Source organism: Hyphomicrobium sp. (genome assembly GCF_036833075.1).
In the GTDB taxonomy this organism is placed as follows: domain Bacteria; phylum Pseudomonadota; class Alphaproteobacteria; order Rhizobiales; family Hyphomicrobiaceae; genus Hyphomicrobium_C.
The window spans coordinates 1-20,291 of the sequence record NZ_DAITQL010000039.1; the positions used below are offsets into that span (position 1 = coordinate 1).

At 65.2% G+C, this 20,291-nt stretch carries 18 protein-coding genes; 6 read left to right on the forward strand and 12 right to left on the reverse strand.

The window, feature by feature from the left end; translation table 11 throughout:
- Positions 1 to 107 precede the first annotated feature (107 nt).
- From V7082_RS12480 to V7082_RS12495, 4 genes are all read right to left on the reverse strand, one after another.
- Entirely contained in the window at positions 108 to 2,162 is a 2,055-nt protein-coding gene (locus tag V7082_RS12480) for an acyltransferase family protein (protein WP_334148988.1), read from the reverse strand.
- 95 nt (positions 2,163 to 2,257) lie between these two features.
- Positions 2,258 to 3,367 (reverse strand): Lnb N-terminal periplasmic domain-containing protein, encoded by a 1,110-nt coding sequence (locus tag V7082_RS12485; protein WP_334148990.1) that lies wholly within the window; start codon positions 3,365 to 3,367, stop codon positions 2,258 to 2,260.
- Positions 3,368 to 3,667: 300 nt separating this feature from the next.
- A complete protein-coding gene (locus V7082_RS12490) occupies positions 3,668 to 4,090 on the reverse strand; it encodes a hypothetical protein (protein ID WP_334148992.1) in 423 nt (140 codons plus the stop codon).
- Positions 4,075 to 4,236, reverse strand: a complete 162-nt coding sequence (locus V7082_RS12495) for a hypothetical protein (RefSeq protein ID WP_334148994.1) — start codon at positions 4,234 to 4,236, stop codon at positions 4,075 to 4,077. The genes V7082_RS12490 and V7082_RS12495 overlap by 16 nt, the downstream gene beginning before the upstream one ends.
- Positions 4,237 to 4,450: 214 nt before the next feature.
- On the opposite strand from V7082_RS12495, the gene V7082_RS12500 reads away from it, so the two are divergent.
- The 3 genes from V7082_RS12500 (at position 4,451) to V7082_RS12510 (ending at position 6,216) form a co-directional block, all read left to right on the forward strand.
- On the forward strand, positions 4,451 to 4,750 hold the full coding sequence (locus V7082_RS12500) for a hypothetical protein (protein ID WP_334148996.1): 300 nt from the start codon (positions 4,451 to 4,453) through the stop codon (positions 4,748 to 4,750).
- A gap of 312 nt (positions 4,751 to 5,062) precedes the next feature.
- Positions 5,063 to 5,764, forward strand: coding sequence for an N-acyl amino acid synthase FeeM domain-containing protein (locus tag V7082_RS12505; RefSeq protein WP_334148998.1), 702 nt, complete (start codon positions 5,063 to 5,065; stop codon positions 5,762 to 5,764).
- Between the two features lie 182 nt (positions 5,765 to 5,946).
- On the forward strand, positions 5,947 to 6,216 hold the full coding sequence (locus V7082_RS12510; protein WP_334149000.1) for a hypothetical protein: 270 nt from the start codon (positions 5,947 to 5,949) through the stop codon (positions 6,214 to 6,216).
- A gap of 159 nt (positions 6,217 to 6,375) precedes the next feature.
- Here the strand turns inward: V7082_RS12510 and V7082_RS12515 are convergent, their stop codons facing one another.
- Together V7082_RS12515 and V7082_RS12520 are read right to left on the reverse strand one after the other, a co-directional pair.
- The gene (locus V7082_RS12515) at positions 6,376 to 6,849 is read right to left on the reverse strand and encodes a cyclophilin-like family protein (protein WP_442909788.1); all 474 of its coding nucleotides are present in this window, start codon (positions 6,847 to 6,849) and stop codon (positions 6,376 to 6,378) included.
- 253 nt (positions 6,850 to 7,102) lie between these two features.
- Positions 7,103 to 7,999: a LysR family transcriptional regulator gene (locus V7082_RS12520; protein WP_334149003.1), complete on the reverse strand. Its 897-nt coding sequence runs from the start codon at positions 7,997 to 7,999 to the stop codon at positions 7,103 to 7,105.
- A 110-nt stretch (positions 8,000 to 8,109) separates the two neighbouring features.
- Between V7082_RS12520 and V7082_RS12525 the strand changes: the two genes are divergently transcribed.
- Complete coding sequence (locus V7082_RS12525) at positions 8,110 to 8,583, forward strand: VOC family protein (protein ID WP_334149005.1); 474 nt, start codon at positions 8,110 to 8,112, stop codon at positions 8,581 to 8,583.
- Complete coding sequence (locus V7082_RS12530) at positions 8,580 to 9,173, forward strand: glutathione S-transferase family protein (RefSeq protein ID WP_334149007.1); 594 nt, start codon at positions 8,580 to 8,582, stop codon at positions 9,171 to 9,173. Before V7082_RS12525 ends, V7082_RS12530 begins: the two co-directional genes overlap by 4 nt.
- A 132-nt stretch (positions 9,174 to 9,305) precedes the next feature.
- Here the strand turns inward: V7082_RS12530 and V7082_RS12535 are convergent, their stop codons facing one another.
- On the reverse strand, positions 9,306 to 10,550 hold the full coding sequence (locus V7082_RS12535) for a beta-ketoacyl-[acyl-carrier-protein] synthase family protein (protein WP_334149010.1): 1,245 nt from the start codon (positions 10,548 to 10,550) through the stop codon (positions 9,306 to 9,308).
- A 151-nt stretch (positions 10,551 to 10,701) separates the two neighbouring features.
- On the reverse strand, positions 10,702 to 10,968 hold the full coding sequence (locus V7082_RS12540; protein ID WP_295558270.1) for an acyl carrier protein: 267 nt from the start codon (positions 10,966 to 10,968) through the stop codon (positions 10,702 to 10,704).
- A gap of 450 nt (positions 10,969 to 11,418) precedes the next feature.
- On the opposite strand from V7082_RS12540, the gene V7082_RS12545 reads away from it, so the two are divergent.
- On the forward strand, positions 11,419 to 13,146 hold the full coding sequence (locus V7082_RS12545) for a long-chain-fatty-acid--CoA ligase (protein ID WP_334149012.1): 1,728 nt from the start codon (positions 11,419 to 11,421) through the stop codon (positions 13,144 to 13,146).
- An 85-nt stretch (positions 13,147 to 13,231) separates the two neighbouring features.
- Here the strand turns inward: V7082_RS12545 and V7082_RS12550 are convergent, their stop codons facing one another.
- The 4 genes from V7082_RS12550 to V7082_RS12565 all read right to left on the reverse strand — a co-directional run bounded on the left by V7082_RS12550 (position 13,232) and on the right by V7082_RS12565 (position 20,192).
- Positions 13,232 to 14,140 (reverse strand): intradiol ring-cleavage dioxygenase, encoded by a 909-nt coding sequence (locus V7082_RS12550; protein WP_334149014.1) that lies wholly within the window; start codon positions 14,138 to 14,140, stop codon positions 13,232 to 13,234.
- Between the two features lie 142 nt (positions 14,141 to 14,282).
- On the reverse strand, positions 14,283 to 15,587 hold the full coding sequence (locus V7082_RS12555) for an acetyl-CoA C-acetyltransferase (RefSeq protein WP_334149016.1): 1,305 nt from the start codon (positions 15,585 to 15,587) through the stop codon (positions 14,283 to 14,285).
- Between the two features lie 41 nt (positions 15,588 to 15,628).
- Positions 15,629 to 17,653 carry a 3-hydroxyacyl-CoA dehydrogenase NAD-binding domain-containing protein gene (locus V7082_RS12560; RefSeq protein ID WP_334149018.1) on the reverse strand — a complete coding sequence of 675 codons (2,025 nt, stop codon included), beginning with the start codon at positions 17,651 to 17,653 and terminating at the stop codon, positions 15,629 to 15,631.
- Positions 17,654 to 17,672: 19 nt separating this feature from the next.
- On the reverse strand, positions 17,673 to 20,192 hold the full coding sequence (locus V7082_RS12565; protein WP_334149020.1) for an acyl-CoA dehydrogenase: 2,520 nt from the start codon (positions 20,190 to 20,192) through the stop codon (positions 17,673 to 17,675).
- Positions 20,193 to 20,291: the final 99 nt, after the last annotated feature.

A 20,291-nucleotide genomic window follows, 5' to 3' on the forward strand; every position in this document is an offset into this window, starting at 1 on the left:
CTCTAGGGGCCGGATTCTAGCGCCGTCTGGACTAAATTGCGGGGGTCACATCACCACCGTTCGTGCTTTGATATTTGTGCCGACTTCGTCGATCGACAGAAAAGCCCTTATTGCCAGGACTGAGGCTCGTTTGAACTGGCTTCCTGAAGCGCCTGCGTTCGCCACGAAAACAGTCCGCGCTTTTTCAGGGATCGCAAAATTTCCGTCGCTCCCTCGAACGAGAAGTGGTTGTCGTCGGACAGCATTGGAGCACCGTCAGAGGTCACGGTCTTGCAGCCATCGCCTGCGCATTGGGCGTCGACGACCGATAAGAACTGCGCGCTGGTTCCGATTAGATTCCTCTGAACCTTCGTCGACTCAATCTTGATCGCGTTAGCATTCGACGCGCGATCGATGATGATGTCCGCATCAGCCAGGTCGATAGATTTACCGAGCAGCAGCGGCAGCGGCGCAGAATATTCTACGTTGGGGCCTAGAACCGTAATGTGGCGCGCCCTATTGGAAAGCGCATGCACCATCGCAGTTAATTTCCAAACTGCGTCTTTTTTCCACCGCCCCGAGATCACAATATCGTCGAACGTATTCTTCACCGTGATCTCATTGACAACGCGCTCCATCAAAAGAGTGCATCGTGGTGCACCTCGCAACGGAAGTGCCGGCATGCAGCCAGACGCCGTCACTTGTGAAAAGCTGATGTCTGGGAATTCTTGCCGCAACGCGCGAGCAAACTGCGCCGCATGGCTATCTCCGATAATCAGGACGTTGGGTTTCGTCGAAGATATTTGGATACACTGCTCGGCATTGAAAACGTTGACGTCATCCCTTTGCGAGGTGAGAAAGCAAGATTCATATCCCGACTCGGAAATTCCTGACCGAGCGTATGCATAGTACTTGAGGCTCGCGGGAGAAAATCTTGTAGGATAACCTTCGGCTGCGACGATCGTAGCGCCAAGGCCGCATAGGGTTGCGCTGGCAGTGGCACCACACGCTAACGTCCATGCCCGTCGTGGCCGCAGCCGCCGAATAGGCTGCTCTATAAAATAATACGAGAGAATGGCGAAAGCGAACGATAACGCGACCAGCGCTAAGGTAGTTGCCGGCGGAAAACTGCTCCGCAGATCATAAAATGAATAGAGGACATAGACTGGCCAGTGCCACAGATAGAGCGAAAACGAGATCGCACCGATGAAGACCATTGGCGACAAGGAAAGAACTCGCGCGACCAACGTCTCGTGTTGCTTCGGCATAACGATCAATGCTGCACCGACACACGGCCAAAGCGCGTTGACTCCCGGGAATAGTGAATTTCCTGAAAGCGAAAAGATAGAATAGGCGATCAGCGCCACGCCAACAGCTGCAAGAACTTCGGCGCAAAGGCGCGAAGTTATTGCGGGAAGGAAGACAAGCACGGCACCGAGAGCAAGCTCCCAAGCGCGCGTATAGAGCATGTAGAATGCTTGGGGTTGATCGGCGCGCACAATGGAGACTGACGCGGCAAAGCTGCAGATTATGATCGCCACGAGAACACTGCTTATGGCGTGCTTTGACAGCCTCGATGCCTTCGCAATGAGGACAAGCAGCAGCGGCCAGATAAGATAGAATTGTTCCTCCACACCAAGTGACCAGGTGTTAAGAAGCGGAAGCGATCTTTGCGCAGGTCCGAAATATCCTGCTTGATCGTAGAAATAGAAATTCGACGTTCCGATCGCCGCCGACAGGGCGCTATACCCCAGACGAACGTAATCTATAGGCGGCAATAAAAAAAGCCCCGCGAATACCGTTGCGAGAATGACAACGAGTGTCGCCGGCAGGATTCTGCGAATTCGCCGATCGTAAAACGACAACAGCGAAAATGATCCGCCTTCCAGTTCACGATATAGTTGTGACGTGATGACAAATCCGGAAATGACGAAGAATACATCCACCCCGACGAAGCCGCCGGAAAATTTCCGCGAGCCGTAATGATATGCAAAAACAGCTAATACCGAAACGCACCGGAGGCCATCAATATCGGCCCGGTATGCTAGCCCGCCTGCCATTCCTGCCCCGCCCAGAAACGCACTTTTAGGTGCGTATCCCAGTCCATCGCGTAGCGATAAGCCCTTTTCGAAGATATCCCCAACGTATTGAGCGGACGGGATAACGCGATGCTGCAGCGCCACTATTACCTGACGCGGTCAAGAAGGGCGCGAGGAGCGGCGCGCCTTCGCGTCGCTGTATGCGACCGGCCCTGGTCAAATCACGATCGCCGCGGGCCTCATTGATCCTGGGCGTTGCTCATCGGTTTCACCGGCTCGGTCGCATCGGCCGGGGCGGCTGGCGCGGGATTGGCCGTCACGCGCAGCCTCGTCGGCAAGAGTGCACGAATACGCTCGGAGAAATCGGGGCCCTCGCCGGCTTGCCGGGCGGCCGGATTGATGAGCGATCTGCTGCGCAACTCCTCGAACGACAGCGTCGTGTCGATACGCCCCGAGTGAAAGAGATAGCTGTCGAAGAAGCCGTTCAGCAGATGGCGGATGTCGAAGCGGCCGGTGCGTCCGGCGGCGTTCGCATAGCGAATGATGTTGATCGTGCAGCTATTGCTCAGCAGGTGATAGAACTCCGGCTTGTCCGCGAGCTCGTTGATCCGTTGCACGTAGATCTCGAAGAGCCGCCGTGCGTTGGCGGGGGACGTGTTGAGCCGATAGAGGTAGGTCGTTTCCCCGCGATGGTTGGTTCGCACGCCGACCACGTCGCGCTCCTCGCCGACGACATAGATCAACTCGAACTGCTTGAACAGCGATGACACCGGGGCGAAGCTCTCGCCGACCTCGGGTCGCGTCTCGATGGACATGGCCAAGGGCGGCGCGTTGTCGAAGACGAAGCTCACAAACGTGTGCCCCACCGGGCCTTCGGACCAGTAGGACACGTAGAAGTCGACGCCGATCAGGTGCGACAGGTCGACCTCCCGCTCCACGTAGCGCACCGTGAAATCGTGGCGGCTGCGGTAGTCGAAGTCGCGCACGCCCGTGAAGCGCACGCGGTCTCCATCAATGTAGGCCCGCGGCATCACCGCGACCTCCGGGCGCCAGTTGCGGTCGTGAGAGGGCGGGATCAGGATCCACCACGTCACGACGGCCAGAAAGACGCCGGCGAAAGCCCGCGGCATGTAGCGGTTGGACGAGATCCAAAGCGCCCAGACCGCGAATGCGGCAAACGCCGCCGCGGCGGCGAGGCGCAGGTACGGCCACGGCAGATTCGAAAAGTAGATGGCAAGCGTGCCCCATGTGACGACGAGCGCCAGGACGAGCGCGCGCAGGCCCCTTCCGAGCCAACGGAGAAGCGTGCCAAAAATTCGACGTTTCGGAGGGGGCTGCATGTTCACCATTGGCGTTGCGCCTGCGTGCGACGCGTTGCGCCTCAGCGCGGTCGTTTCAATTGGGCGGCAGGGGCACGCCCGTCGGGCACGCTCCAACGCTCCGGCCGATGAGCCACACGTCGGACCCTGAGGTCCGACGCGATCGCGGCTCAGGTTTCTCTGGCCGATTTTTTATGGCTTTTTTCGGGGCTAGAACCTCGCGGGGGCGCGCGCCAGCGTGGATACTCTTTCGCCGGACGGGACGCAACATCGGCGCACCCACAGGCTGGCCCGCTACCCCGGCCTGCGTGTGAGGGGCGTGCCGCCGGCCTAGCGACGTGAATGCTTTCGACCTCCGGCCGGCACAGACGGCAGCAGCGCCGCGTTCAGCGGTTGCGCCAGCTCCCGGTCGATGTCGAGGCTCGCGCACCCCATGCCGGGCAGCATCGCGTTCAGGGCATCGGCCTGTGCGCGCGCACGGGCGAGGAGCGTTTCCGGACGCTCCGGCCCCTTGCGCATCCTGGACGGCTCGTCGAAGGCGAGCGACGGCGCCTTCGCCTTCAGGACTTTCATCGCCTCGATCTGGCCGCGGAGATCCCGGGTCGCCAGTGCGCATGTATCGCGCTCCTGCGAGGGCGGCCCGGCGCCGAGGGCAACGGAGGAGAGACCGCAAACGACCGCACCCAGCGCTCCCCTCCGCACGAGGCTCAGGCGCACCGGCCTCTCCAGCCGAAGCGTTATTTCTTCACGCACGTCTTGGTCGTCGAATCCCACTTCATGTCCGAAAGCTTCTTACACGCGGCCTTGGTGGTGGGCGCAGCCTGGTCGGCGGCCATGGCCGGCGCCATACCCGCGATCAGAACGCCAGCGATGACGGCAAGGCTCACCGATTTGGTCATTGGGTTTCCTCCATTTCTCGTGAGGAGGTGAGGCTAGCAGCCGATGTTTACGGCGGCTTGTGCGCGGCCTTACGCTTTTGTAAGCGCGATTAGGAGGCGATCGCGAGAGGCGGGGCCCTGTTTCGCTGTGGACGCGCGAAACCAGCGCAAGAATTCGTCCGCAATTCGCGCTACGCTGCAGAACGACGCAGCTCTTGCACGCGGAGGCCCTCCCATGCTCGAAACGCGCCTTTCCGATACCCTCCTGCTTCGCTGCGAGGCCCTGCGCGATCGCGTTGCGGCGACGGCGATCGGCCCGAACGCGCATGCGTTGCGCGTCGCGCTTGCGGAATGCGATGCCATGGAGCGGGCCGTCGTGGCGCCCGTCGCCGTCTGCCGGCTTCGCGATGCGCGCCACTGGCTCCGGCTTGCCTATGGGCAGAGCCTGCACGGCTATCCGCCGGACGCGCTACGCCGTAACCTGCTGCGGTCGCTCGCGGATTTTTCGGCAACGTCGGAAGGGCAAGGGGAATAAAAACGTTCAACGCGCACTGTTATTCCGCGGGTGCGGCGATATTTTTTCTCTTCAGGCTTCGTTAGGTAAACCGCAGTCACCCTCGTGGCCGCCGGGACAATCTGCCCTCAAACCGTTGTCTCGGCCATTGAGGAGGAGGTCTCGGTTCGTCCCCGCGTCTGGGACCTCCTCCGGCTCCCCGGCTTGACCGTTCCGTGACATTCGGTCTCAATCAAAGCTCCTTGCCGGTTGTGAGAACTCATTTATTTCAGGCGGCGTTCGTGGTAGTCGGTTTTCAGCTGCGATTCGCTCGCTTTTCAGAGGGGCATTTGCTTGACAGCTCAGGCCAAAATAGAGCCCGCCTCTCTCGAAGCGGATCAAACTGATTCCATCTTACGTACCGTCTGGTACTCGGCCCAGGACAACCGCAGGGAGGCTTTCGCGCTCCGCTACCGCGGTTACGTGCATGCGGGCCTCATCGAGCCGTCGCCTTTCGGCATCTATACCGACGCCTACGACGACCTGCCGACGACGCTCATCGCGGGCCTTTTCCGGCGCGGCGCGTGCATCGCGACGCTGCGGCTCTCTTTTTACGCGCCGGGGGCCAAGGCGCCCGTCCTGCCCTGCGAGAAGGTCTACCCCGAGGTGCCGGCGCTGAAGGCGAATGCGCAGGGGCTCATGGTCGAGCTTTCGCGCCTCGCGATCGATCCCGAGATTACCAGCACGCGCTATCGCGCCCGGCTCTACGCCGCCACCATCCGGGCCGGCATTTCGGCCTGCCTCGCGCTCGATGCAAAGCATCTGCTCGTCGCCACGCAGACCAAGTGGCGGGCCTTCTACCAGCATGTGCTCGACTTCAAGGTCGCCGGACCGGCGCAATTCTATCCGCCCGGGGACGTTCCGGTCGTGTTGCTCTCGCGCGAGCTCGACGAGAGCCTCAAGCGCCGCGTCGCGAAAAACATGTTCTTCAAGCTCGATCCCGCGGAGCTCGAGGACCTCAAGACCCGCCTCCCGACCCTCGTCCGGGCGGAATAGGCGCACCGCGGCCCTACACGGGTTGCATCACCCTTCTTTATTGCGGCCTGCAAACTCCATTTCCGGCTTTTTTTTCCTGGCGTTCCCACCGGAACAGCCGCCGGGCGGGATCCGGCGCACATTGCCTCCATCAGCCCACGGCGCCCGAGCCCAGGACGCCTCCGCCCCAGATGGAGAGAGCCATGACCAAGATCCGCACCATCCTCGCCGCTGCCGCAGCCCTCAGCGCCGCCACCCTCTCCACCCAGGCCGGCGCCGTCAGCCTCGCCGTCAAGATGGCCTGCGCCTCCGACTACTACGCTCACTGCAGCCAGCACGATCCCGACAGCCCCGGCGTCCGCAAGTGCATGCGCGCCGTCGGCGCCAACCTCTCCTCGCGCTGCATCAACGCCCTCGTCGCCGCCGGCGAGGTGCCGAAGTCCAAGGTTCAGCGCCAGATCGCCTCCAAATAGGGCGGAAACACGCGGGCGCGTAGGGCGAAGGTTTCGGAAAGACACGTGCGAAAAGGATCAGGGCCGCTGCTGCCGGGCGGCCCTATTTCTTTGATGATGAGCCGGGTGGGTCACACTTCAGGCTGATAGGGGCTGAAGCGATAATGGTCCCGGTCTGACCTATCCGACCGTGCCGCCGTCGTCGGCGTGGAGAGTCTGGCGGCGGGAGCGGCGCGGGCGGCAACCGGGCGCCGCGACGGCCAGGTCCTGGCCGTTATCGTCAGCCTCGACCACGGAGACCTCTTCTCCAGGGTAAACGCCCTTGAGCTGATCGACGTCGTCGATCGCGACGGCCCAGACGTTGCATTTGCTGGTGAAGCGGATCTCGCCGCGCTTCGAGATCGCGGTGGCGCCAAACCCGATGCTGATGGCGTCACCGTCGGGCCAGAAGGCGATCTCGCCCTTGCTCACCACGGCGCGCGCGTCCGGCTCGAGATCGTGAGAGATCGGGGTGCGGAAATAGACTTCCTTGCCCCAGGTCTGGACCGACCCGCGGATCGGCAGCGCGTCCCAGATGCGATCCGCCGTCGGGGTGGCCAACAGCCGGGCCCGAATGACCACATTTCCAGCTCTGATGAGTATGCGCCGCACCACAGTCTCTCCAGACCATTTCTGGACGGCACGACACCTGCCACGATGCCGTTGCCTCGAGAGGCCCGGGATCGCGGCGGATTGATGATCGTCTGGCAGCCGTCGGCAGGTACCTTCTCACCTCATGCTCCATCCTTCAAGAGGGTATGTCACCGGCGCATTTGCCGTTAATCCGCAATGCGTTGCGAGCACCGGACGCCCTGCGGCGAGCGGCGCCAGACGTGCGGTCTACGCAGATTTCCTGCCGTTTGAAGCCCTACGCGGCGTCCGGGATCACCGCGTTCAACTGCGGCGTGATCCAGTCGATGAAGCGCCGCACCCGGGCCGATACGAGGCGAGCATGCGGATAAATTACCTGGATCGGAAGCGCAGGCTCCTCGAACGCCGTCAGAACGCGGACCAAGCGATCCGCGGCGAGATCGTCGGCCACCTGATAGTGGAGCAGCCGCGTCAGGCCGAGCCCCTGCAGGCACGCCAACCGCGCGGCCTGCACCTGGTTGGTCGACATGCGCGGCATGATCTCGATGCTGAGCGTCCGCTCGCCGTCGATGAACTTCCAGACGCGTCCCTGCGGGGTGAACGCGATGCACGGCTTTCCGGTCAACGCCGACGGGTGGGCAATGGGTCCGATGCTCCGGAGCAGCTCGGGATTTGCGCAGATGACGTATCGCGTTCTGCCGATCGGCTTTGCGACTAGGGACGAGTCCGGAAGCCGCCCGATCCGGAATGCGAGGTCGAGGCCTTCCTCCAGCAGATCGACCATGCGGTCCAGAAGGGTCAGTTCCGCCCGCATGGCGGGATGCTCCTCCAGATAGCGATTGACCAGCGGCGCGATGTGCAGGCGCCCGAACTCCACCGGCGCGGTGATCCGCAAGGCCCCGGCCGGTGCGCCTTGCCGCGCATCCAGGGCGTGCTCGGTCGCCTCGACATCGGCGAGGATGCGGCGGCTCAGTGCCAGATACTCCTCGCCTTCGTCCGTCAGCGCCAGGCGCCGCGTGCTGCGGTTCAGAAGCCGCACACCGAGCTCCCGCTCCAGGGCCGACAACGCGCGCACGACCGAGGCCGGCGATTGGCCGACTGCCTCGGCAGCGGCGGAGAGGCTTCCCGAGTCGACGATTCTCATGAAGGTCGCCATGGCCTTGAGCTTGTCCATTCGTCGCTCTCCCATTTGTGCGTCCGACGCACAGGTGTTGTCAGGCCGCATGCCTTGGCCGGGGGCGCGGCTCTGCGGATAGTCGTGCACCGAACCACACGGAGCGAGCAATGACACCAAAGCCGAATGCGCCCGCCTTCCCGCCCGTGGCCGCCCCGGCCAATCCGGCCCGGATCATGTCCTACGACCACGTCGGCATACGCGTGAGCAACCGCGACCTTGCGCTGCGGTTCTACGAGCGCCTGGGCTTCGCCGAGAGCGTGGTTTTTCCCGACTACGAAGCCAACGAGATGGTGAGCGCCGCCGGGGTGCGCATCAATCTCATCTTCAACGCCACCACACGGCCCGATGCCCGCAATGTTCTGCTCGACGAGCCGATCAAGCTGCCTGGCGTCACACACCCGGCGTTCATCGTGGATGACCTTGCCGCACTCGAAGACTGGCTCGTTCAGGAGGGCATCCGCATCACGGAAGGGCCGCACCGGATCGGTCCGCGCCGGATCGCGCTCTTCATCCGGGACCCCGACGGCAATGTCCTCGAATTCAATCAACTCGTTCAAGACACCAGGGAGGCAGACGCATGAAACTCTATGACCTCGAGCTGTCGGGCAACTGCTACAAAGTCCGGTTGCTCGCCGCGCTCGCGCAGATTCCGCTCGACATCGTACCTGTCGATTTCCTCGGAGGCGCGCACAAGCGTCCGCCGCTGACGGATCTCAATCCCTGGGGCGAACTCCCCATTCTGGTCGACGGCGACCGCGTGCTTCGCGATTCCCAGGCGATCCTCGTCTATCTGGCCGGCCGCTATGGCGGGGCGTCGTGGTGGCCGACGGAGCCGGCATTGCAGGCCGAAATCGTGCAGTGGCTCTCGACGGCCGCCAACGAGATCCAGCACGGGCCCGGCGCGGCGCGCCTCGTGGACAAGTTCGGCTATACGATCGACAAGCCGGATGCGTTGCGCCGGGCGGGCCGCATCCTCGGGCTTCTGGACGCGCATCTCGCGACCCATGACTGGCTCGCGGTGTCGCGTCCCACAATTGCGGACTGTGCGGTCTACCCCTACGTCGCGCTCGCGAGCGAAGGCGGCATCGACCTCTCGCCCTACGCTCACATCGGCCGCTGGGTCGCACGAATCAAGTCGCTTCCCGGCTATCTGCCGATGCCCGGTACCTGAGGCCGATGCGACGTTGCGCTGCCCCACGAGGGTTCTGCGGCGTGACATGCGTGGATGCCGTCTTGCATGCAAAAGCCGGCTCCTGTGGCGGAGCCGGCTGATCGCTGACGTGGGTCTCTTCGAAAAAGCGTGTCAGGCCGGCGGTGGGCCGAACACGACCACGGCGTTGAGGCCGCCGAAGGCGAACGAGTTCGACATCGCGTAGCTCACCTTCATGGAGCGCCCGACGTTCGGCACATAGTCCAGGTCGCACTCGGGATCGACCTCGTCGAGGCCGATGGTCGGCGGCACCCAGCTTTCCTGCATGGCCTTGATGGTGACGACTGCCTCGATGCCGCCGCCGGCTCCGAGCGGATGGCCGGTCATGGACTTGGTCGACGAGACGGCGAGCTTCGAGGCGGCGTTCTTGAACACCTCCTTGATGGCCTTGGTCTCGTTGATGTCGTTGTCCTTGGTCGCCGTCCCGTGGGCGTTGAGATAGTCGATGGCGGAGGCTTCGATGCCCGCGTCGTCGAGCGCCATCTGCATGGCATAGGCCGGGCCCTCGACGGTCGGCTTCACCATGTCCTGGCTGTCGGACGCCATGCCATAGCCGACGAGCTCGGCCAGGATGGTGGCTCCGCGCCGCTTGGCGTGCTCGAGCTCTTCGAGCACCAGAATGCCGGCACCCTCGCCGAGCACGGTGCCGTTGCGCCGCTTTGAGAAGGGATAGCAGCCCTGCGGCGAGAGCACATGGAGCGCCTGCCAGGCCTTCATCGTGCCGTAGTTGATGACGCTCTCGGACGCCCCGGCGATGGCCACGTCGGCGAGATCGTTCTGGATGTAGTCGCGCGCGATGCCGATGGCGTGCGACGCCGTCGAGCAGGCCGAGCAGGTGGCGAAGGTCGGTCCCTTGACGCCATACTCGATACCGACATGCGCCGATGCGGACGAGCCGATGATGCGGAGCAGCGTCAGCGGATTCGTCGCGCGCTTGTTATGGATGAAAAGGTCGCGATAGGCATTCTCGAAGGTCGTGAGACCGCCAGCCCCCGATCCGATGATGCAGGCGGACCGATAGGGGTTCTCGAGCGGAAACTCGAGGCCCGACTGCGCGACGGCCTGCTCGGCGGCCGCAGCGGCGAACCACGAATAGCGGTCCGCGTGCATGATGATCTTATCGCGCTTGTAGTTCTTGAGCTGAACCTTCGGATCAAAATCCTTGATCTGAGCCGCGATCAGAATCTTGAGATCGTCGAGGGGAAAGCCGCCGAGCTCCGAGACGCCGGATTTGCCCTGCTTCAGGCTTTCCCAGAAGTCGCCCACATTGAGGCCGATCGGCGTGACCACGCCGAGCCCTGTGACGACCACTCGACGTGTGCCGCTGCCGTTTTTCATTTGCGCCGGTCTGTCCTTACAACTGGGCCAAGGATCTCGAATGATCGCCCAGCCGAATATTCATAGCGTGGCGGCCCCCATCTGGATCATGGAGGTCACAGGGAAGGAGCCACGTCTCAAGAGCGCCAAGCAAGCGCGCACAATTAGGGATTTATGCCTTCGCGGCAGCCGGCCCGGCGGCCATCAGGCCCTTGACCTTGTCGACGACGGATCCGACAGTTTTGAAGTCGCCGACATCCTCGTTCGCGTTGTAGGGGATCTCGATGCCGAAGGTATCCTCGATGTCGAACACAATCATCGCAAGATCAAGCGACTCGATCTTGAGGTCCGTCAGAGCGGTCGACAGAGAGATGTCGTCCCTCGGCTCTTTCATATGCTTCTTGAGAATGTCGATGATTTTGGTTGCGACTTCGTCCATCTCGCTCTCCAAACCCTGCCCACGCGACTTGCAGGGACCCCGCTACCGTCAAACTTAAGTAATGAGCAACCTAAGTAGTGCAGGGCCGCAATGATCACAAGCTTGGGCGTCACATATCCTTAAACCAGCCTGAAGTCCAGCCGACGGGATTTCCGGTCCCTGCGGCTCTGCGGCACAAGGCCCTTTCTGTCAGATCCCACGGCGCCGCGAAGTTCCATGGGGCACCGCCTTTCAATGCGCCGCCTCCAGGGCGCAGACTAGGCGAAAGGCTCAAAAACGTGTTGAATGACAAGGTTCAGCGGTAGGCGCGGCGTTGAGTGTCACGCTCGAGCGACGGATGATGCTCGTCCCGAGAATCGCGAGGCCGGCGGCGGACTTGCGCGGCACTCGGACGCGTGGCGCGCGCTCCGGGTCCGGCCGTCCGGGAAAACGCGCGGGGGAGGTCCTTTGATGGCGAAAACCGGGGGGGCGCAGGGCTCCGACCGTACGGGCACGGACTACGCCTGGATCAAGAGCTATCCTGCGGGCGTCGACTGGCACATGCCGTTCGAGGCCGCGCCGCTTTTCGACCTCATCGACGACGCGGTCGCGCGCAGCGGCGACCGCCCCTGCACGACCTTCCTCGGGCGCACGCTCACCTACGGTGAGATCGGGGCGCTGGTCGACCAGGCTGCGGCGGGCCTGCAGCAACTCGGCGTCGTCAAGGGTACGAAGGTTGGGCTTCTTCTTCCCAATACCCCAACCTTCATCGTTTACTACTTCGCCATCCTCAAAGCGGGCGGCGTGGTCGTTAATTATAACCCCCTTTATTCTCCCGATGAGCTCAGCTTCCAGGTGAAGGACAGCGAGACCGAGCTGATGGTGACGCTCGATCTCAAGGTGCTCTTCGACAAGGTCGAGCGCCTGCTCGCCGACAAGGTGCTCAAGGGCGCCGTCGTCTGCTCGTTCCCCAATCTTCTACCGGCTGCCAAGGCGGTGCTGTTCAAGCTCTTCAAATCGAAGGAGCTCGCCCGCCCGCGCACCTCGCCCGTCCGCGACCGCATTCGCCTCGAAAGCGAGGCCGCGGCCGATCCGGCCCTGTTCGAGCCCGTCGCCATCGATCCCGAAGCCGACGTCGCGGTACTGCAGTACACGGGCGGCACGACGGGCACGCCCAAGGGCGCGATGCTGACGCACGCGAACGTCGCCATCAACGTGCAGCAGATCGCCGCCTGGGCGCCGGATCTCGCCTACGGCAAGGAGCGGTCGCTCGCCGCCCTGCCCTTCTTCCACGTGTTCGCGATGACGGTGGTCATGAACCTCGGCGTGAAATACGCGGCCGAGCTGCATCTCCTGCCGCGTTTCGTGCTGGGCGACGCGCTCGAGATCATCTCCAAGCACCGCCTGACGGTGCTCGCGGGCGTGCCCACGCTCTTCAACGCCATGCTCAACCACCCGCAGATCAAGTCCTACGACCTCACCTCCCTCAAGTTCTGCCTGTCGGGCGGGGCGGCGCTGCCGATCGAGGTCAAGGAGCGCTTCGATGCCGCCACGGGGTGCTCGCTCGTCGAGGGCTACGGGCTTTCCGAGGCGTCGCCCGTCGCGACCTGCAATCCGCTCAATGCGCCGCCCCGGCGTGGCTCCATCGGGCTGCCGCTGCCGGGCACCATCCTGTCGCTGCGCGACCTCACCGACCCCCTCAGCGAGGTGGCGCACGGCGAGCGGGGCGAGATCTGCATCGCGGGGCCGCAGGTGATGACGGGCTACTGGAACAAGCTGGCCGAGACCGCGGCCCAGTTCGCGGGGCCCTACCTGCGCACCGGCGACGTCGGCGTCATGGACGACGACGGCTACTTCTACATCGTCGACCGTATCAAGGACCTCATCATCTGCTCCGGCTACAATGTGTATCCGCGGCGGATCGAGGAGGCGCTCTACGAGCATGCGGCGGTCGAGGAGGTGATCGTGATCGGCATTGCCGACAAGTACCGCGGCGAGGCGCCGAAGGCGTTCGTCAAGCTCAGGGAGGGCGCGGCGGCGACCCGCGAGGCGCTCCTGGCGCATCTAGAGACGAAGATCTCAAAGCTCGAAATGCCCGCCGAGATCGAGTTCCGCGACAAGCTGCCCAAGACCATGATCGGCAAGCTCTCCAAGAAAGAGCTCAAGGCCGAGGAGATGCAGAAGAAGCGCGGGAGCTGACCTGTCCCCGCTCCTCGCGCCATGTCATCCCGGCAAGACGTACTTCGAACACGACGCGGCGCTCGGGATGATGGGAGCACCGAGGTCAGGTCTTGCTGCCGGGAACGATCGAGCCCGTGCCGCGCTGCCGTGTCGGGCCACCTTCCATGCCGGGCGGCGGGCCGGGAGGAGGAGGACCACCACCCGCGTCTGGCGGGGGACCTCCGGAGGGCGGGCCGCCTGCTCCGCCCGGTGGCGGTCCCGGCGGGCGGCCGAAGCCGGCGGGCTCGGGGCCGGCCGAGCTATCGACGCCGATGATCAGAGTCGCGACATAGGCGTCGGCCTCCTCGCGCACGCTCGCGAACGAGATGTGGTCGCCGTCGGCGCCCGCGATCCAATCGGTGCTGTTCAGCGTGTCGCGTTTGGCGCGACGCGTGTTGTAGGGCGCGATGTTGGTGAAGATGTACTCCGACAGCGCGTCCGGGAAATACATCTGCCCGGTCAACATCGCCTTCTCGTCGAGCAGCACCTTGAAGTGAATGTGCGTGGTGCGGCCGCGATACCAGCCGGGGTAGATGGTGGCGAACTTCACTTCGCCGGTTGCACCCGTGATCTGGGTGCCACGCAGGAACTTCTCGCCCTTGGTCGATATGCTGCCGTCGTCGGCCTGGCGGTCGTAGCCGGAATACTGGCCGGTCGCGTCGCAGTGCCAGATGTCGACGCGCGCGCCTTCGATCGGGCGGCAGGTCGCCCCGTCCGTGACCTGCAATACGATCTTCAACGGAACGCCCGCGCGGCCCTCGGTGATGTCCTCGCGCACGAGGTCGGGGTCGAAATAGAACGGGCCCTCCACCATGCGCGGCGTCATGCGGCAGACATTGACCGCGGCGGAGGCCGGGTTCACCGTGGCCGGCGGGCTCGCGGCGGACGCCGGCTTGTCTCCGACCAAAAGCGCCGCAGAGCCCGCCAAGCCGGCCAGGGCGCCTCTGCGCGAAATTCCCGTGTCGTTCGTCATGCCGGCTCCCCTCGATGGACATCTGATCCACGTCAGGCTGTGCGCCCGGCGGGATGAGCCGCCGTAACGGAGCATCGATCGGCAATCCGGCGCCGCCAAGGCGTGCCGCGGTGACGCAGCCTCAGGTGCACGTCCTTTTGGTCTAGGCCGCCGCGCGGGCCTCGGCGCGCGCTGCGCCCTCGAGAATGGCGGCGACGCCCATGCCTCCCGCGGTGCAGATCGAGATCAGGCCGCGGTCGCCGGTCCCGGCGATGAGTTTCGAGAGGTTGGCGAGCACGCGCGCGCCGGTCGCCGCGAACGGATGGCCGAAGGCGAGCGACGAGCCCTTCACGTTGAGCTTCGTCCGGTCGATCGCTCCGAGCGCGTGGTCCCTGCCGAGACGGGTGCGGCAATACTCGGGATCCTCCCACGCCCTGAGCGTCGCCAGCACCTGGGCGGCGAACGCCTCGTGGATCTCGTAGAAGTCGAAATCCTGCAGCGTGAGATGCGCGCGGTCGAGGAGCCTCGAGACGGCGATGGTCGGCGCCATCAGGAGCCCTTCGCCGGCGACGAAATCGTTGGCGGAGGTCTGCGTGTGGGTCAGGAACGACTGGATCGCAAGCCCGCGCTCGGCCGCCCACGTCTCGCTCGCGAGCAGCACGCAGGCGGCGCCGTCCGTCATCGGCGTCGAGTTGGCGGCCGTCAGCGTGCCCTTGTCGGACTTGTCGAAGGCCGTCTTCAGCGTCGCAAGCTTGTCGAGGCTGATGTCCTCGCGCAGGTTGTTGTCGCGGAAGACGCCGGCGGTCGGCACGATGAGATCGTCCATGTAGCCCGAGCGGTACGCCTCGGCGCCCTTCCTGTGGCTCTCGAAGGCGAAGCGGTCCTGCGCCTCGCGCGGGATCTTCCACTCGCGCGCCATCAGCTCGCAGTGCTGGCCCATGGTGAGGCCGGTGCGCGGCTCGGCAACGTTCGGCGGCTGGGGCGCGAGCTCGCGCGGGCTCAGCCCCTTGAACACGCGCAGCTTGTCCATGGCCGTCTTCTGCTGCTGGACCTGGATGAGGCGGGTTGAGAATTTCTTGCTGAACACGATCGGCGCGTCGGAGGTCGTGTCGGAGCCTGCCGCGATGCCGCACTCGATCTCGCCCGCGGCGATCTTGGCGCCGATGGCGGCGGCCGCCTGCAGGCTCGTGCCGCACGCCTGCTGCATGGTGATGCCGGGCGTCGAGGGGGCGAGCCGGGTGCCCAGCACGGCTTCGCGCGCGAGGTTCCAGTCCTTCGAGTGGCTGACCACGGCGCCGCCGACGACCTCGTCGATGTGCACGCCCTGGAGGCCGTACCTCTCGACTAGACCGTTCAGCGCGGCCGTCATGAGGTCGAGGTTGGAGAGGTCGGCGTAGAAGGTGTTCGAGCGGCAGAACGGCGTGCGCACGCCCCCCACGATGCCGACCCGCCGCAATGTCTCAGCCATTCGCGTCTCCTCTTGCTCCCGCATCGGGAGCGCATGTCCAACTACTCGGCCGCCAGCGCCGCGTCCCCGTTCCGCTCGCTCGCCCTGAGGTGCAACGGCCCGCCGCGGAACGGCGCGAAGCCGGTGCCGAAGATCACGCCCGCATCAACGAGATCGGCGTTCGCAACGACGCCGTCGGCAAGCGCCCGCTCGGATTCGACGATGATCGGATCGACCAGCTCGCGGCCGAAGCGCTCGAGCTCTTCCGGAGTATATGACTTCTCGGCTTTCTCGGGCTTGCCGTCCTTCCAGACATAAAAGCCTTCACCCGTTTTCTTGCCGAGCTTGCCCTGCTCCACGAGGCGCTGGAGATGGGAGCCTTCGGGCGAGAGCCCGAGGATGCGACCGACGTGGGCGCAGACATCGAGGCCCACGGCGTCGGCCAGCTCGATGGGGCCCATCGGCATGCCGAAGGTGCGCGCGGCCTCGTCGATCTTCTCCTTCTCCTCGCCCTTCTCCATGCGCGCCATGGCCGCCATCATGTACGGGGCGAGGATGCGGTTGACGAGGAAGCCCGGGACGCTCTTGGCGACGAGCGGGTACTTGCCGATGGCGGTGATGAAGGCCGCGCCCTTCTTCACCTCCTCCTCGCGGCTCTGGGCGCCGCGGACGACCTCCACCAGCGGCATCAGCGCCACGGGGTTGAAGAAGTGGATGCCGATCAGGCGGCCCGGGTCCTTGAGCGGGGCGGCGATGGCCTCGATCTCGAGCGACGAGGTGTTGGTCGCGAGCACGGCGTCCGGCTTGATCCTGCCCTCGAGGTCGGCGAACAGCTTCTGCTTGATGTCGAGTCTCTCGACGATGGCCTCGATGATGACGTCGGCATGGGATGCGCCCTGCCCCGTCGGATCGGGGATGAGGCGCGCCTTGGCGGCGGCCTTCTGCGCCTTGGTCTTGAACTTCTTCGAAAAGAGCTTGCCCTGCGCCTTGATGCCCTTCTCGATGACCTCGGGCGAGAGATCCTGCAGCGTCACCTCCATGCCGGAGGCAACGCACCAGCCGGCGATGTCGGCTCCCATGGTGCCGGCGCCGATGACATGCACGCGCATGGGCTTCCACGCGAGGCCCTTCGGCGCCTGGGCCTTCAGGAGCTCGGAGAGCTTGAAGACGCGGCGCAGGTTGCGCGACTGGTCCGAAACGAGCAGCGGCGCGAAATAGCGCGTCTCGGCCGCCTTCAGGGCTTCGAAGTCACCGCCGTGCAGCTCGAAGAGATCAATGAGGCGGAACGGCGCCGGATAGTGCGCCTCGCGGGCCTTCTTCCTGGTCTCGTCGCGCATCTTCTTGGCGAGCAGCGCGCGGAAGGGCCAGCGCGCGAGCACCGATTTCGAGAGGCTCGCGGGCTTCGACTTGCGCTTCTTCAGCACGGCCTTGCGCGCCGCCCAGCGCAGCGCGCCGCGGCTCGCGACGAGCTCGTCGAGAAGGCCCATCGCGCGCGCCTGCGAGGCGCCGATCATGCGGCCGGTCAGCATGGCCTGCATGGCGGCGAGGGGGCCGGCCTGGCGGATCGAGCGCGCGGTGCCGTGCCAGCCGGGGAAGATGCCGAGCTTGACTTCGGGGAAGCCGACGCGCGTCGCCGGATCCCGCGTGGCGATGCGGTAGTGGCAGGCCAGCGCCAGCTCGAGGCCGCCGCCGACGCAGACGCCGTGGATGGCAGCGACGACGGGAATGGAGAGCCGTTCGATGCGATCGAACAGGGCGAGCACGAGGCGCAGGCGGTCGATGACCTGGGCTTCTGTCGTGAAGCCGTCGAACTCGTTGATGTCGGCACCGACGATGAACCCCTTCTCCTTGCCGGAGAGGATGACGAGGCCCGACATGGTGCGGTGACGCGCGCCCTCCTCGGCCCGGTCGACGATGGCGGACAATTCCTCGAGTGGGCGCGTGCCGAGCGCGTTGGCGCTCTGACCCTCGCGGTCGAAGACGGCCCAGCCGATGCCTTCCTGGTCGACGGAGAAATGCCAGTCCCGGAAGGCGAGCGCACCCGGCTCGGGCGCCAGGGGGTCGCGGGCTTCGGTCTCGCTCGACATGGCGTATCGCCTCACTTGCTCACGATGGGTTGGCCCCGTCCAGGCCGCGGGCGTTATAGCCCGGGCCCGCCGGCGCGGCCTTGCGATAATGCGGCATCAGCTCCTCGGGCGCAAAATGATCGACGGCGATGACGCGTTGGGTCAATGCCTCGGCCTCGCGCAGGAGCTGCGCCTCGCTCTCGGTGATCGAGCCCGCGTCGGCCGCTTCCCCGATCCAGTCGCGCCCGTGGTAGCGGCGCACAGTGCCGGCGCGGACGGCGCGCTCGAGCTTCTTTTCCGCTTCCTCGGCCTGCACGACCTTCTTCAGCGCGACTTCGAGCACGCCGGTCGGGTCGTCGGGATCCTCCGACACGTAGATGTCGCGGGTGAGGCGGTCGCGCACCTCGCCGGGCACGAGCACGGCGCGCACGATCTCGGACCCGAGCGCGTCTGGCGCGGGAGGGTAGTGACGCCCGAACGGGAACACGATCACGCGGAGCGCGGCGCGCACGGCGCGGTTGGGGAAGTTGTCGACGGTGCCGCGCAACGCCTCCTCGAAGCGGTGGAGGCCGTTCTGAGCGGCGAAGGCGACGATGGCGCGATCCGCCTCGGGCTTGCCGTCGTCCTCGAAGCGCTTCAGCACGCAGGCAGTGAGGTAGATCTCGGACAGCGCGTCGGCGAGGCGGCCGGTCAGCTTCTGCTTCACCTTGAGGCCGCCGCCGAGCAGTGCCACGGCGAGGTCGGCCACGAGCGCGAAGTTGCGGCTCGCGCGCGAAAGCTGGCGATAGAGAGGCGCGAGCCCGCCCGGGCTGTCCGGGACTTCGGCGAAAAGGCCAAACGTGAGGTTGTGGAACACGGCGCCGGCGACGTTCGAGACCGAGAACACGACATGGCCGACGAACGCCTCGTCGAACGCAGAAAGCCCCGCCGCGTCGTCCGGGTCCTGCGCCGCCTTCACCTCCTTGTAGAGGTAGGGATGGGAGCGCAGCGCGCCTTGCGCGAACGTGATCAGCGTGCGGGTCAGGATGTTGGCGCCCTCGACCGTGATGCCGACGGGCACGAGCTGATAAGCCCCCTGCAGATAGTTCGACGGCCCGTCGCAGATGGCGCGCCCGCCGTGGATGTCGAAGGCGTCGTTGACCGCGCGGCGCAGGCGCTCGGTGGTCTGATACTTCATCAGAGCGGAGATGACGGACGGGCGCTCGCCGCGCGAGACCATGGCCGCCGTCACCGCGCGCGCGGCCTCGTTGACGTAGGCCGTCTCGACAAGGCGCGCCAGCGGCTCCTCGACGCCCTCCATGCGCCCCACCGGCAAACCGAACTGGCGGCGGACGCGGGCGTAGGCGGTCGAAACGCGCAGCATCGCCTTGGCGCCGGCCGTGGCGGAGGACGGCAGCGAGATGGCGCGGCCGGCCGCGAGGCATTCCATCAGCATGCGCCAGCCCTGCCCCACCATGCGCTCGCCGCCGATCACCCACTCGAGGGGGATGAACACGTCCGTCCCCCAGTTGGGCCCGTTCGGGAATGCGGCGCCGGACGGCAGGTGGCGGCGGCCGATATTGACGCCGGGATGGGTCGCCGGAATGAGCGCGACGGTGATGCCGATGTCCTCCTTGCCGCCAAGGAGCCCGTCGGGATCGAAGAGCCGGAAGGCGAGGCCGACCAACGTCGCCTCGGGGCCGAGCGTGATGTAGCGCTTGTCCCAGGAGAGGCGGATGCCCGTGACCTCGCGGCCCTCGTGCTCGCCCTTCGCGACGATGCCGATATCGCGCATGGTGGCCGCGTCCGAGCCCGAGGTGGGGCCTGTCAGCGAGAAGCACGGAACCTCGAGGCCGCGCGCGAGGCGCGGCAGGTAGTGCGCCTTCTGCGCGTCGGTGCCGTACTTCTCGATCAGCTCGCCGGGGCCGAGCGAGTTCGGAACCATGACGATGGTCACCACGTCCGGCGAGCGCGAGGCGATCTTGCCCAGGATCAGAGACTGGGCCTGGGCGGAGAAGCCGAGGCCGCCATGGGCCTTCGAGATCAGCATGCCGAGGAAGCCGTGCGCCTTGACGAAATCCCAGATCTCGTCGGGCATCCTGCGTTCCGCATGCCGGATCTGCCAGTGGTCGATCCGCCGGCACAGCTCTTCCGTCGGACCGTCGAGGAAGGCGCGCTCCTCAGGCGTCAGCGTAATGGGCGGCACGGCGCGCAGCTTGGTCCAATCGGGGCTGCCCGAGAAGATCTCGGCATCGAAGCCCACGGTGCCGGCGTCGAGGGCCTGTTGCTCGGTGTCAGACACCTTGGGGAGGATCTTGCGGACGAGCTTGAAGACGGGCTTCACCAGGGCCGGGCGGCGGACGGCGGAGAGCGACAGCAGCCCCAGTGCGACGAGGCCGAGCCACACCAGACCACCAATGAGCCCGATGTGGGGGGCATGGATGTCGCCGTGGAAGATGCCGCACTGCCAGGCGAGGACCACGAGACCGAGGCCGACCGCCCACTGCCAGGCCGCAGCACGCATCATGCCGAGCGCGACCGCGACGGCGATCAGGGCGACCAGAAGCAGGATCAACGCCATCATTCTCTCCGCACGTGCCCGGCGCGCCCACCGGGAGATGCCGGTCGGCCGTTGCCAGGCGCAAAGCCTTTACCGGATCACGAGTTGCAGACACCCCGC